Source organism: Parachryseolinea silvisoli (assembly GCF_021190955.1).
Taxonomy (GTDB): Bacteria; Bacteroidota; Bacteroidia; order Cytophagales; family Cyclobacteriaceae; genus Ohtaekwangia; species Ohtaekwangia silvisoli.
This window is the reverse complement of the sequence record NZ_JAIOAO010000001.1, coordinates 892,955-907,324: the sequence shown is the minus strand read 5'-3', so window position 1 is coordinate 907,324 and position 14,370 is coordinate 892,955. Positions and strand designations below refer to the sequence as shown.

The 14,370-nt window shown below is 52.1% G+C and carries 9 protein-coding genes; 6 read left to right on the top strand and 3 right to left on the bottom strand.

The features are described from left to right. Positions 1-12: 12 nt before the first annotated feature. From K7P01_RS03895 to kduI, 3 genes are read right to left on the bottom strand one after another with little or no spacing between them, the layout of a single operon-like run. Positions 13-1,038 (bottom strand): LacI family DNA-binding transcriptional regulator, encoded by a 1,026-nt coding sequence (locus tag K7P01_RS03895; protein WP_267290033.1) that lies wholly within the window; start codon positions 1,036-1,038, stop codon positions 13-15. Positions 1,039-1,065: 27 nt separating this feature from the next. Next, the gene (locus K7P01_RS03890; protein ID WP_267290031.1) at positions 1,066-1,854 is read right to left on the bottom strand and encodes a gluconate 5-dehydrogenase; all 789 of its coding nucleotides are present in this window, start codon (positions 1,852-1,854) and stop codon (positions 1,066-1,068) included. Then, the gene (gene kduI / locus K7P01_RS03885) at positions 1,851-2,681 is read right to left on the bottom strand and encodes a 5-dehydro-4-deoxy-D-glucuronate isomerase (protein ID WP_267290029.1); all 831 of its coding nucleotides are present in this window, start codon (positions 2,679-2,681) and stop codon (positions 1,851-1,853) included. The genes K7P01_RS03890 and kduI overlap by 4 nt, the downstream gene beginning before the upstream one ends. Positions 2,682-2,991: 310 nt before the next feature. Here kduI and K7P01_RS03880 point away from each other — a divergent pair, with 310 nt between their 5' ends. From K7P01_RS03880 to K7P01_RS03855, 6 genes are all read left to right on the top strand, one after another. Continuing rightward, the gene (locus tag K7P01_RS03880; RefSeq protein WP_267290027.1) at positions 2,992-6,108 is read left to right on the top strand and encodes a SusC/RagA family TonB-linked outer membrane protein; all 3,117 of its coding nucleotides are present in this window, start codon (positions 2,992-2,994) and stop codon (positions 6,106-6,108) included. Between the two features lie 5 nt (positions 6,109-6,113). Further along, positions 6,114-7,784: a RagB/SusD family nutrient uptake outer membrane protein gene (locus K7P01_RS03875; RefSeq protein WP_267290025.1), complete on the top strand. Its 1,671-nt coding sequence runs from the start codon at positions 6,114-6,116 to the stop codon at positions 7,782-7,784. Positions 7,785-7,888: 104 nt separating this feature from the next. Continuing rightward, positions 7,889-10,219 carry a glycosyl hydrolase family 28 protein gene (locus K7P01_RS03870; RefSeq protein ID WP_267290023.1) on the top strand — a complete coding sequence of 777 codons (2,331 nt, stop codon included), beginning with the start codon at positions 7,889-7,891 and terminating at the stop codon, positions 10,217-10,219. Between the two features lie 115 nt (positions 10,220-10,334). Beyond that, positions 10,335-11,462: a glycoside hydrolase family 88/105 protein gene (locus K7P01_RS03865; RefSeq protein WP_267290021.1), complete on the top strand. Its 1,128-nt coding sequence runs from the start codon at positions 10,335-10,337 to the stop codon at positions 11,460-11,462. Between the two features lie 19 nt (positions 11,463-11,481). Further along, a complete protein-coding gene (locus K7P01_RS03860) occupies positions 11,482-12,729 on the top strand; it encodes a DUF4861 domain-containing protein (RefSeq protein WP_267290019.1) in 1,248 nt (415 codons plus the stop codon). Between the two features lie 54 nt (positions 12,730-12,783). Further along, a complete protein-coding gene (locus K7P01_RS03855; protein WP_267290017.1) occupies positions 12,784-14,367 on the top strand; it encodes a glycoside hydrolase family 43 protein in 1,584 nt (527 codons plus the stop codon). The last annotated feature ends 3 nt before the right edge of the window (positions 14,368-14,370 follow it).

Below are 14,370 nucleotides of genomic sequence, written 5' to 3'. Positions count from 1 at the left end.
GATGTAATAAAGTTATTTCTTCCGTAGAGAGGACTGCCGGATGATGAGCTCCGGCTTGAGAACGATCTTTTGGGGGATGAATTTTTTCTGGTCTGCGTTGACCTCTTCGAGGAAGATCTCCGCGGCAGCATTGCCGATGCGCATACTGTGCTGCTCTACGGTGCTGAGCGAGGGATCGGTAAAGGAAGTATAGGTTTCATTACTGAATCCCACCAGGGCCACCTGGTCGGGCACAGCAATGTTATTTTCTTTTAACACCTGCAGCGCGCCGACAATGCTCAGGGCACTGGCAGAAAATATACCGTCGGGGCGTTCGCGCAACTTCAGTAGTTGCTCCGTGCTGCTGCGGCCGTCTTCCAGCTGCAGGTTGCTTTCGATTACCAGCGTTTCATCATACGGAAGCTTGTTATCGAGTAATGCTTCGCGATATCCGCGGAGGCGTTCTTTGAAGATGCTGATCTTGCGGGTGTTGGTGAAGTGTGCGATGCGGCGACAGCCTTGTTGGATCAGGTGCTCGGTCGCTTTATACGCACCGAGGAAGTCGTCGATCACAACACTGCTTACTTCCAGCTCGTCGTTTGAACGATCGAAGAGGATCAGTGGAATGCCACGCTCTTTTATTTTCAGGAAGTGATCGAAATTTTGCGTCTCTTTACCGTGTGACGCAATGACGCCGTCTACGCGTGCGTTGAGCAGGGCTTCTACCGTGGCGACTTCCTTCTCGTAATTGTCATATGTTTGGCAGATCATTACGTTGTATTGCGAGCCGTTGGCAATCTCTTCAATACCGCGCACCACCGATGAGAAAAAGCTCCGGTCGGCTGTCGGTACGATGATGCCGATGATCTTGCTTTTGCCATTGCGAAGGGCGGCGGCGATGTGGTTCGGCTGGTAGTTGAGCTTCTGGGCTGTTTTTTGAACTGCCTTCTTGGTTTCGGCACTGATGCGCGGATGATCTTTCAGGGCACGTGATACTGTGGAGGCTGTAATATTCAGTTTCCGGGCAATATCGTGTATGGTCGCTTTTTCCTTCTTCATGGTTGACGCTTCATGCTGTACACGTTGTTAGGCCTCGTTGGCCGGCTTGCCGATGGTCGCTAATATACCACCATCAACGTAAATAATCTGCCCGTTTATGAAGTCGCTCGCGGCAGATGCCAGAAATACTGCGGTGCCGCGGAGGTCGTCGGGGTCACCCCACCGTCCCGCCGGCGTGCGATTGAGAATAAACTCATTGAACGGATGGCCATCCACCCGAATGGGCGCTGTCTGCTCCGTAGCAAAATAGCCCGGACCAATACCGTTCACCTGTATATTATACCGGGCCCACTCCGTCGCCATATTTTTGGTCAGCATTTTCAGGCCGCCCTTGGCGGCGGCGTAGGCGGTCACTGTATTGCGGCCGAGCTCGCTCATCATGGAACAGATGTTGATGATCTTGCCGGCCTTGCGTTGCACCATGTATTTGCCTACATGTTTTGAAACGATAAAAGGCCCGACTAAGTCTACATCGATGACCTGTTTAAAATCTTCCACTTCCATTTCCAGGATGGGTGTACGCTTAATGATGCCGGCGTTGTTCACGAGGATGTCGATGCTGCCTACTTCGGCTTCGATGCCAGCGACCGCGGCGTTCACAGCTTTGTCGTCGGTAACGTCAAACAAATGGCCCGTAGCGGTAATGCCTTCGCCCCGGTACTCGGCAAGGGCTTGTTCCATCTTGGCGGGTGAATGACCGTTGATGAGCAGGTGTGCACCTGCTTGCCCCAGGCCCTTGGCCATGGCCATGCCGAGGCCATGCGTGCCACCGGTAATGAGCGCGCGCTTGCCAGAAAGATCGAAAAGTGCACTCATCGCAGCTCGTTGGGTTTAACGCCGTCCATATCGCTGTAGTCGAGATTCTCGCCAGCCATCCCCCAGATGAAGGTATAATTGCTGGTGCCCGCACCGCTGTGAATCGACCACGGCGGCGAGAATACAGCCTGATGATTCTGCATCCAGATGTGACGTGTCTCTTGTGGTTCGCCCATAAAATGACACACCGTTTGGCCATCCGGCACATCGAAGTAAAAATAAGCTTCCATGCGGCGGGCGTGGGTATGCGCTGGCATGGTGTTCCAAACGCTGCCCTTTTGGAGCTCGGTCAGCCCCATTTGCAGCTGACATGTTTCGAGCACACTGTTTACTAACAGCTTGCGGATGATACGATGGTTTGACGTTTCGATCGATCCGATCTCCACGGTGTCGGCATCGGCAAGAGATACTTTGCGTACCGGGTATGCCGCATGTGCGGGCGCGGAGTTGAGATAGAATAGCGGCTTGTCCGGGCCCGGCAGGAAGGAGACTTCCTTTACGCCGCGGCCTACATAGAGCGCTTCTTTATTTTGTAATGTATACGTTTGGCCGTCTACCTGTACATCGCCGGCACCGCCGACGTTGATGATACCCAGCTCGCGACGCTGCAGAAAATAGTCTGCTTTCAGGTCGTCGATCGGAGTAAGAGCGAGGGGCTGCTCGGTCGGTGCAGCGCCGCCGACAATGAGGCGGTCGTAGTGAGAATAGACCAAAGAGATCTCACCGGGTACAAATATTTGCTCTACCAAAAAAGCCTCGCGAAGCTGGGCTGTGGTAAAGGTCTTGTAGGCGGTGGGATGGTGGGCGTATCGAGACGTGTGCAACATAATGTGTAATCGGTTGCGCAATATAAAGGAAAAAAAAGCGATAAAGTGAAACGCCGGCCGGGCTACTTTTTGCTGGATTTTATTGGTATCGGTCCCAAGCCATACAAAATAAGGGTAATTCAATGAAATTTCCGGTTAAAAAAGTCTCGATGATAAAATAGTTGAAAGATTCTTTGGAGGATTTGAAAATCCTTTCTAAAATGCAATCGATTGCGCAATACGAACGATTGCACGATCGAGTTAAAGGTCTCAGAAATCTTTAAAAAAAACATGTTTTAGCCAGTGTATTCAATCAAACAACCCTAATCCTATGATGCACATTTTACAGTCTTTTCCCCCGCCTGCAAGGGACTTTGCCAGGAGCTTGTGTCGGGCTGTTCTCTGCTCTCTTACACTGGTGGGAATATTTTTCCTCCAGGTTCATGCACAGGACTTTACCGTCAACGGTGTTGTCACCGCCTCCGAAGACGGCGCACCATTACCCGGTGTATCGGTCATCGTCAAAGGTACAACGACCGGTACCACTACCGATGTAAACGGTAGCTATCGTCTACAAGTTCCTAACCAGGACGTCGTCCTGGTCTTCTCCTTTATTGGTTATGCACCGCAGGAGGTCGCTGTCGGCTCGCAGACAACGGTGTCTGTTAGTCTTCAATCGGACCTCACCCAACTGTCGGAAGTGGTCGTTGTCGGGTATGGTACGGTCAAGAAGACTGATTTGACAGGATCTGTAGCTGCTGTAGACCCCGAGCAGATCGTGCGGCGCGGGTCGCTGGGTACGGTGGAAGCCGTACAGGGCCAGGTGGCGGGTGTAGACATTTCAAACCCTTCCGGCCGGCCGGGTGCGAACTTCAAAGTACAGATCCGCGGCCAACAATCGCTCAGCGGCGGCCAACCGCTGTATGTAGTGGACGGCATGATCACCGAAAACATTGATTTCCTCAACCCCCAGGACATTGAGCGCATCGACATCCTGAAGGATGCCTCGTCCACGGCCATCTACGGATCACGGGGTGCCTATGGGGTGGTCATCGTCACCACCAAACGCGGTGCCTCCGTAAAACAGAAAGCCGTGATCTCTTATGACGGCTATTATGGTGTACGTGACGCCGTGCGCATGCCCGACTTTATGGACGGTGACAGGTTCTGGAATTTCCGCCAGGATTCGTATATCACCGGCGCCATCCAGGCTAAACAGGCATACGACACCAACATTGGCAATAATGCGACGAACAAAGACGAACTCAATCGTCGTGTGGCCGAGAAAGATTATACCGATTGGCCTAGTCTGTTGATCCGTACCGGCCGGCAGATGAACCACTGGATCGGCATATCCGGCATGGGTGAAAACAAGCTCGGTTATACCCTAGGTATGGGCTATCAGGAGGAGGAAGGCAACATTGTACACGACAATTACAAACGTTACAACCTGAAGGCGAATGTCAGCCAGACGCTGAACGATCGCTGGGCGGCGGGTGGCAGTGTAAACCTTTCTATTGCTGAGCGCGAAGCCGGTAGTAGCAACGCCATGGTAAATGCATTCCGGATGTCGCCGCTGCTGAAACCCTACTTCACAGACTACCCGGACTCGCTCATTGTGCAGCCCGGCAAAGATCTTCCATATTTAGACTTCACCAGCTCGGTAAACCCGCTGGTAGATATGGCCAATGCGTCAAACGATACGCGTACGTATTATGCGCTGGCGAATGCCTTTATAGAATATACACCCATTAACTGGTTGAGCGTACGGACGTCGTTCTCCCCCCGGTTCAAATATGAGAAGACGGGTAAATATTTTGGCACCAACTCTGAAGGCCGCGTGGCCACGTTGCCCGATGCCGAGATCAATACGCTGGAATCGTTCTCCTATATATGGGATAACCAGGTGACCTATAATAAGGTGATCGGCGACCATGCCATCAACGCGATGGGCCTGTATTCACTCAACATGTTCCGTGATGAAGCCGTGCTGGCGTCTGCCACGAAGTTGCCGTATAACTCGGGCTTTGAAAACCTTGCCACGGCCGACCCCACGAATCAACGTTCGGACTCGGACTTCAAGAAATGGTCGCTGATGTCCTATGCGTTGCGGTTAAACTATACCTGGCGCAATAAATATTTGCTGACAGTCTCCAACCGCTGGGATGGCGCTTCGGTATTGGCAAAAGGTCACAAATGGGCCTCGTTCCCCTCGGCAGCAGTAGCGTGGAAGATCAATGAAGAAGGCTTTATGTCGGGTGTTCGACAGGTTGATGCCTTGAAACTGCGCGTGAGCTATGGCATGACAGGCAATAACCAAAATGTAAATCCGTACGATACCTATATATCGGTTACGCCCATTTATTATGACTTCGGCGGAACGCCTTCGGCAGGGTATCCGCGCACCGGCATTGTGAGTTCTTCGCTGGGCTGGGAGCGGACGCAGGAAGTCGATGCGGGGGTAGATTTCTCGTTGTTCAGTGGACGCATTACGGGTACGGTGGACTACTATAACAAATTGACCAAAGACGTGATTCTCGCTAAGTCGATTCCCTTTGAAACCGGCGGATACTTCGACCCCGCAGATCCGGCAAAACCTACGGGCCCGCGCGTGCGTGACAACATCGGTCAGGTGCGCAATAAAGGTGTGGAAGTCGCCCTCACCACGGTAAACGTCAGCACCGACGCCGTGACCTGGACGACGACTTTCAACTTTGCAAAGAACACCAACGAAATTGTCGAGCTCGTTGGCGGCAAAGTAGACGACATCGCCAACAAGTGGTTTATCGGCCAGCCCATCAATGTCAATTATAACTACGTATTCGACGGCATCTGGCAGGCCGACCAGGCGGAAGAAGCCAAGAAGTATGCGCAGACGCCGGGCCAGGCGCGGGTGAAAGATTTTGGTGATGACAATAAGATCACACCGACCGATCGCCGCATTCTCGGTACTCCGATGCCGAGCTGGACAGGAGGTTTTTCGACGACGATTACTTACAAGGCATTTGATCTGTCGGCGTCGTTGTATAGCCGGCAAGGGGTACAAGTGCTCAGCCCTTTCCACCAGGAGTTTCTGAACTTCGAAGATCGCGGCCGCTCCAAGCTCAATGTAGACTGGTACATGCAGGAGAACAATGTCACGGCTACCCGCGTATCCAATGAATATCCACAGCCCAAGAATTCCGGTAAATACTGGAGCACCGAGAACGTCGGCTTTTACCGTGATGCGAGCTTTGTGAAAGTGAAGAACATCACGCTGGGCTACACGGTACCGGCGGCGATGCTGGAGCGCGCGCGTATTTCCAGCCTGCGTGTGTATGCCAACGTACTGAACCCGTTTGTGTTCACGGACTACGACGGATTTGATCCTGAGTGGGCTGATGCAACATACGCCAACGGCGGACTAAGCTCGGTAACCTATCAATTTGGTGTCAACCTCAAATTCTGATGACGATGAAAGCAACGATTAAAACTATAGGAATGGCAGCATTGCTGATCGCAGGACTTGCCAACTGTAACGATTATCTCGACGAAGAGAACCCCTCCAATATTTCAGATACAGAGTTCTACAAAACCGCCAACGGCTATGAAGCGCTGGTCAACAGTACGTACGCATCTTTACGGGAGGTGTATGAATTGCCCTGGGTGTTCCTGGCGGGGACCGACGAATTTGTCGAAGGCCGCAATGCCCAGCCCGAAGGCATTAGCGAATACCGAAACCTGTCGTCCAACGACGTGAATGTAGAGACCTTTTTCGGCGCTTGCTACAAAGCTATTGGTCGGTGTAATTCTGCTATATATTACTATGACAGAACGGAAAAGACGGCCACCCGCGATATTCGCCTGGGTGAAGTCAAGTTTCTGCGGGCCTACTATTATTTCTTGTTGGTGCAGCAGTTCGGTGGAGTAAGTATCGTCACCGAAATGTACGACGAGCCTGCGTATAACTTCGCCCGCAACTCCGCAGCGGAAGTATATGACTTTATTTTACAAGATTTGGCCGATGCCCTGGCGCGGGTGCCGGAAACCACAACTTCCTTTGGTCGTATTACGAAGCCGGCGGTGCTGCATTACCTGGCCAAAGTACACCTGACGCGCGGGTATGAGACCTTTGCCGCAGATGACGACTACACCAAGGCGGCCGCCTATGCGGATCAGGCTATTAACGGCAAAACATTGACAATCTCATTCGAGGATCTGTTCTGGCCTGGGAAGGAAAAAAATTCTGAAGTGCTCTTCTCCATCCAATTTGATAAGAGCTCGATCAAGGATGCCGCGAACGACGGCAGCAACCAGAACTACTGGTTTGGTCCATACATGGGTGGTGAGGGTGCGAAAAATGGCTATCCGTATCGTGCCTATCAGCTCATGCCGACGACTTATGTGTATAGCTTGTTTACCGAGAATGATGCGCGTTGGGAGGGTACGTTTATGAATGTAATTTACCCCCGTTATTATGATTTCTACGACAAGTCGAAAGCCGACCGGGCCAACATGAATATTTCCTATTACTATCCGCAGTCCTGGGAGGCAGACACGGCGGCCTGGCGTGCCGCTGATCCGGCGCGCCGTGCCAAGACGCGGATCATTCCTTTTGGCGATATTTGGATGGGTACACCGGGTGTCGGTATTGACAACAGTGCGCCCGCCGTACGCAAGTTCGACGACCCTACCGCTACCTTCTCGCTGGGCGGCAGCAGTACCCGTGATATATACCTGGCACGGTTGGGAGAAACCTACCTGATCGCGGCTGAAGCGTACTTGCAGGCCGAAGACGTAGCGACGGCTACGTTGCGCATCAATGAGGTCAGACGCCGGGCCGCGAAGCCAGGTAAAGTAGCAGAAATGCAGGTTAGTGAAGCAGTGGTCAACCTCGATTTCATTCTCGATGAGCGGGGCCGCGAATTGCTGGGCGAGTACGACCGCTGGATGGATCTGAAACGCACGGGGAAGCTGGTAGAGCGTGTGAGTGTTTACAATCGGGATATCAAGCGGAAATATTTTGATAATGGTATCAATGCTTTTGAAGGCGCCGACGGCCAGCTAAAACTGTTGCGTCCAATTCCGCAGAAGGCACTTGACCTGAATCAAAATGAAGATTATGGGCAGAACGCCGGGTATTAATACCAGTATGTAGTATAGTATTTGTTCTTTGTTTGGGTTACTTAAAGATACCCGCCAGGGCACGGCAGCCCGGCGGGATATCTTTTTTTCAAGATTAACGTGAGATGAGAAATACTTTTGTAATAAAGTCGTTGACGGTGCTTATCCTGTGCTGTTCGCTGACACCAGAGGATGCCCCGCGCATCTTCCTGATCGGCGATTCCACCATGGCCAACAAGCCAGAGTCTGTGGCACCCGAAACAGGGTGGGGCATGATCTTTCCCGATTATATCCGACTTCGCGTCGAAAACCATGCCGTGAATGGTCGCAGTACAAAAAGCTTTCGTACGCTGGGACACTGGCGCACCGTTTATGAAAAGCTGCGTCCCGGCGATTGGGTGTTTATACAGTTTGGGCATAATGATTCGAAAGAGTCTGATACCAGCCGCTATGCCCCGGCGCGCACCGATTACCGCAAGAACCTTGAGCGTTACATCGCCGAGATCCGGAGTAAGGGCGCAAACCCGCTGTTGATCACACCCGTGATGCGGCGCAAGTTTGACGAGAAAGGCAACTTTGTAGACCAACACGGCGATTACCCCGCAGTAGTAAAAGAAGTCGGTAAAGCTCAGCGCGTGCCGGTACTCGATCTGCATACCAGCAGCCGCGATATGATTGTACAACAGGGAGTAGCGGAATCCCGGCTGATGTTTCTGAACGTGCCACCGCGTGTATGGGAGCATTACCCGGAGGGCAAAGAAGACAATACACATTTTACTCGTTACGGCGCTACCTGCATGGCGTCGCTGGTGGCCGCGGGCCTACGCACGCTAAACCTCGATCTCGCAAAAGAATTGAAACAATTTCCTGCGGGAAACAAGTATATATACGAGCTGCCCAAGATCGTGGACGTGGCCTTCCGCAAGGATACATTCAATATTGAGAAGTATGGTGCCCGTGGCGACGGACTTACGTCTAACACAGACGCTATACGCGGTGCGGTGGAGGCCTGTGCTGCTGCCGGTGGTGGCACTGTATTAATTCCGCAGGGTCTGTGGTTAACGGGGCCGGTGGTACTAAAAAGTAATGTGAATTTGCACGTGTCAACTGGCGCTGTGCTGCAGTTTACGGATCGTACTGAAGAATATCCCATGGTAAAGACGAATTGGGAAGGATTGGAAGCTATCCGGGCACAGTCGCCGTTGTATGCAGCGGATGTCGAGAATATCGCCATCACCGGCGGCGGTGTGATCGACGGTGCCGGCGACGCCTGGCGTCCGGTAAAGAAAAGCAAATTGCCACCGCCTGAATGGGAACACCTGGTAAAATCGGGCGGCGTGTTGAACGAGGGTGCAAATACCTGGTATCCTACTGCGCGTGCGCTGAAAGGCTCGTTGGTAAAGCGCCCGGGCGTCGTCGCCGAAGGGTATGATCTAGCAAAGGCCGAAGAGATCCGGGAATTCCTGCGTCCTAACTTGCTTAGCATCGTACGGTGTAAGCGCGTGCTGCTGGAAGGGGTTACGTTTCAGAACTCACCGGCGTGGTGCCTGCATCCGTTGCTTACGCAACATCTTACGCTACGTGGCTTGACTGTGCGTAATCCGTGGAATGCCCAAAATGGCGACGGCGTGGATATCGAATCATGCCGGAATGTCCTGGTAGACCAGTGTACCTTTGATGTTGGCGACGATGGCATTTGTATTAAATCCGGCCGCGATGAAGAAGGCCGCAAACGCGGTGTGCCGACCGAAGATGTGATCGTACAACATTGCACGGTCTTTCACGGTCATGGTGGTTTTGTGATTGGTAGTGAAATGAGCGGCGGTGCCCGCAATATTTTTGTGTCCGACTGCAACTTCCTGGGCACCGATGTAGGCTTGCGCTTTAAAACAACCCGTGGACGGGGCGGAGTAGTAGAGAATATTTATGTTGACAACATACGTATGAGTGGGATTGGCGGGGCGGCCATCTTATTTGATATGTACTATATGGCGAAAGATCCGCTGGCCATGTTTGCCGGTGAAGACAAACCTTCCATTGCGTTTGAACCGGTCACGGAAGCTACGCCACAGTTTCGTGACTTTTACATTCGGAACGTGGTGTGCAAAGGTGCTGAAACAGCGATCTTCGTACGCGGCCTGCCCGAAATGAATATAAAATCCATATCGCTCACCGATATCGCCATTCAAAGCAAGATCGGGTTCGTCTGCACCGAAGGTAGTCATGTTACGTTGCGCAATGCCACGTTGCAGTGCACTAGTGAAAGCGTGGTAGAAGTACACGATAGCCAGGACCTGGTGCTGGAAAATGTACGCTCGGGTAACAACGACGTGTTTGTGCAGGTGAGCGGCAACCGCTCTAAAGACATACAACTCATCGGCGCCAATGGCGCCGGGACTAAAAAAGATATAGCATTAACTAACGGCGTATCGGCCAAATCCGTGCGACGTAAATAAGACAAAAGACAATATGATGAAGCGAGGGAATAACTTCATGCGGTCGGTTGGGATCGTATGTATTTGTTTAGTCAGTATTTGCTGTAAAGCACAGGAAAAAGGGTGGGGGCAGCGCATGGCGGCTACCATTATGGCTATCCATCCCGACACACTCACGGTGAAGCCCTACGTCACACACGGGAAAGAAACAACCGACACCAAGCCCCGCCGCCCCGCCAACTGGAACTATGAGCAAGGCGTTACCTTAAAAGGCTTTGACGACCTGTGGCGCTACACTGGGGATAAAGTGTATTTTGACTACATGAAAAAGATGATGGATGCCTTCATTCGTGCGGATGGCACTATCCGCACTTACGACCTGGTGGAATATAACATCGACCACGTCACTCCCGGGCGCATTCTATTGACACTATACCAGGAGACGCATGAAGAGAAATATAAAAAAGCGGCAGACCTGCTACGCGAGCAGTTGCAATGGCAACCCCGAACAAAGGAAGGTGGCTTTTGGCATAAACATCGTTACCCTTATCAGATGTGGCTCGACGGCCTTTATATGGGCGGGCCGTTCTATGCTGAATATACCAAGGTATTTAAACGAGACAAAGACTTCGACGACGTCGCTAATCAATTTATCTGGATGGAGGCTCACAGCCGCGATGCTAAGACCGGCCTGCTGTACCACGCCTGGGACGAAAGCAAAAAACAACGGTGGGCCAATTCCACCACTGGCCAGTCGCCCGAGTTCTGGGGCCGCGCTATGGGCTGGTACATGATGGCCCTCGTGGACGTGCTCGACTACCTTCCCGCTACCCATGCCAAACGAAAAGACATCATCGCTATTCTTCAGCGCTTGTCTACCGCATTAGAGAAATATCAGGATGACACCGGTGTGTGGTATCAAATCATTGATAAGCCCACGGTTGCCGGTAACTATCGTGAAGCTTCTGCCAGCTGTATGTTTGTCTATGCCATAGCGAAAGGAACACGTCTGGGCTACCTCGACAAACATTTCAAGGCGGTCGCCCGGAAAGGCTATGATGGACTGTTGAAGAATTTTGTTGAGAAGGATGCCGACGGGCTCGTTCATCTAACGAAGACCTGCAGTGGGGCTGGTCTCGGCGGTACGCCATATCGTGATGGGTCCTTTGCTTACTATATAGGGGAGCCTCTGCGGGTTGATGACCTGAAAGGCGTGGGGCCGTTTATGCAAGCTTCTATTGAGTTGGAGCGTATGACACAATAATGAAAGGATACAGAATTTTATGAAAAAGCTATTTATACTCGTATTGATGCTGCCCACGCCAGCGCTACTTGCCCAGGATATTAAAAAAGACTTTCCCCAATCATTCACCATCAAGGTGACGAACCCCAGTCACCTTGGCCGGGGGCAGGTTCTTGCCTTAATCTCCACAAGCCAGGTAAAGAAGGCCGCTCCAAAATTCAGTCACAAGGCGTTCGTAGTAACAGACGGCGTAAAGGAAATCCCCAGCCAATACAACCACACCGGTGCTGACGCTGGTATAGCCTTAGTCCTAGATACATTGGCTCCTTCTGCCAGTCGCACACTCACCATTCGTTTTCATCCCACTGCCACCATCGCGCATAATTACCCCAAGCGTACGCAAGCAGAATTATCGCACAAAATAGACGGGGCGTGGCAAGGCCGCGAGTATATGGGGGGAAAGTTTCAACCGGTTACGTCGCTGCGCGTGCCGCCCGAGCACAAGGACCACTCGTGGTTCATCCGCTATGAAGGACCTGGTTGGGAGTCTGACAAAGTCGGTTATCGTTTTTACCTTGACCAGCGTAATGCCATCGACGTATTCGGCAAAAAGACAACCGATATGGTACTCCAGCAGGTAGGCCTCGACGGGTTTGAGTCATATCACCACCTGCAGCCCTGGGGTATGGACGTCATGAAGGTTGGTAAGGCCGTGGGCCTCGGTTCGCCTGCCATACTTGCTAATGGTCAGGCCGTGCGAATTGAGAAGACGGACAGTGTTCGTTGCCGTATTTCAGAAAATGGTGTTGTGTACTCCGCCATTCAAACACACTATGCTGGCTGGCAAGTGGAGAGTAAGAAGTACGATGTGAATGCGGACCTATCGATTCATGCGGGTACACGGTTGAGCCATCTGCGGTTAACGTTTTCGCAGAAGCCTGAGCAGTTTTGTACGGGGATTGTAAAAGATAAGGCGGCGCCGTTAGTGACTAAAAAGGGTGACGACAAACGGTGGGCATACATGGCTACTTTTGGTAAGCAAAGTTTGAATGATGATAATCTCGGGCTTGCTGTGTTCTTTAGGCCGAAGGATGAGACAGGGTTTACGGCTGACCCCTATAGCCACCTTGTGCAACTTAAACCGGCTGATACGTTAGTTGAATATTATTTCCTGGCAGCCTGGTCGGGTGAGCCGGGGGGAATTCAAAGTGAACAGCAATTTTATGCTTACCTCGACGGTGTTGCGGCGCAGTTGGCTGAGCCGGTTAAGGTCGAGGTTGGGAAGTAGAAGGTATTTGACGAAATGAGAATTAATCAGTACATAGTAATATGCGCGCTGATCATGGCAAGCGGGGCAACAACAGCCCAGGTCTGGATTGCCGATCAAAACAACGGTACGTATCGCAACCCTGTACTTCACGCTGATTACTCCGATCCCGACGTCTGCCGGGTGCGCGACGATTATTACATGACAGCCTCCAGCTTTGATGCCGTTCCGGGTCTGCCGCTGTTGCATTCTAAAGACCTCGTCAACTGGTCGCTCGTGGGGCACGCGTTACCGCGTCAGCCGCCCTATGACCATTTTGCTAAAACACAACATGGTAATGGGGTTTGGGCGCCCGCCATTCGCCACCACGATGGCAAGTTTTATATCTACTATCCCGATCCTGACTTTGGGATATACATGACTACCGCCGCGCAGATTAGCGGTCCGTGGAGCGAACCTGTATTGGTGGAAGCGGGCAAAGGGCTAATCGACCCGTGCCCGCTCTGGGATGATGATGGGAAAGTATATTTGGCATACGCCTACGCCGGAAGCCGTGCTGGTATAAAAAGCATTCTTGCCATCAAGCGCCTTAGCCCCGATGGTGCCCATGCACTCGACGCTGGTACGTTGGTATACGATGGCCATGGTATAGATCCCACCATCGAAGGCCCCAAGTTATATAAGCGGAGTGGCTACTATTACATTTTCGCACCGGCTGGAGGGGTATCCACCGGCTGGCAGCTGGTATTGCGTGCGCGAAATATTTACGGCCCTTATGAGCGACGTGTGGTCATGGATCAAGGTACTACCCTCATCAATGGTCCGCATCAGGGCGCTTGGGTGGATACGCCAACGGGAGAGGATTGGTTCCTGCATTTTCAAGACAAAGGCCCTTATGGTCGCGTTGTACATCTACAGCCCATGCAGTGGCGTAACGACTGGCCGGTTATTGGCATAGATAAGGATGGCGACGGTAAGGGCGAACCGGTGTTGACGTATAGAAAGCCCAATATCGGAAAAGCTAAGGTATCTGTCACCGCACCGCCTGAAAGCGATGACTTCAATACTGTCACCAAAGGACTACAGTGGCAATGGCAAGCGAATCCCGAAGCTACGTGGTCATTCTTGTATCCTGCTAAGGGCGTGTTGCGCCTGTATGCTGCCTCTATACCCCGGGATGCCAGAAATTATTGGGACGTACCCAATATTCTGTTACAGAAATTCCCCGCAGAAGAATTTACGATCACGACTAAGCTCACCTTTTTGCCACACCCTACTTTACCGGGAGAAGCCACCGGGCTGATCATCTACGGGCAGGCTTACGCTGCGCTTGCGTTACGCAATACACCTGGGGGTATATATTTGGTGCAGATACATTGCGTCGATGCTCCCAGTGGCAAGCCGGAGACAGAAAAGTCGATTATGAAAATGAAAGACAACACGGTATACCTACGTGTCACCGTGGGCAAAGAAGCGCGTTGTCAGTTTAGCTATAGCACAGACGGTACAATCTTTACGCCGACCGGCGAGGTATTTCAGGCAGAGCCCGGCCGTTGGATTGGTGCCAAAGCCGGCATTTTCTGCACCCGTACTGGCTCAACAAACGACGCCGGATATGCTGACGTCGATTGGTTTACCGTAACATCTGTAAAGCCCTGACGC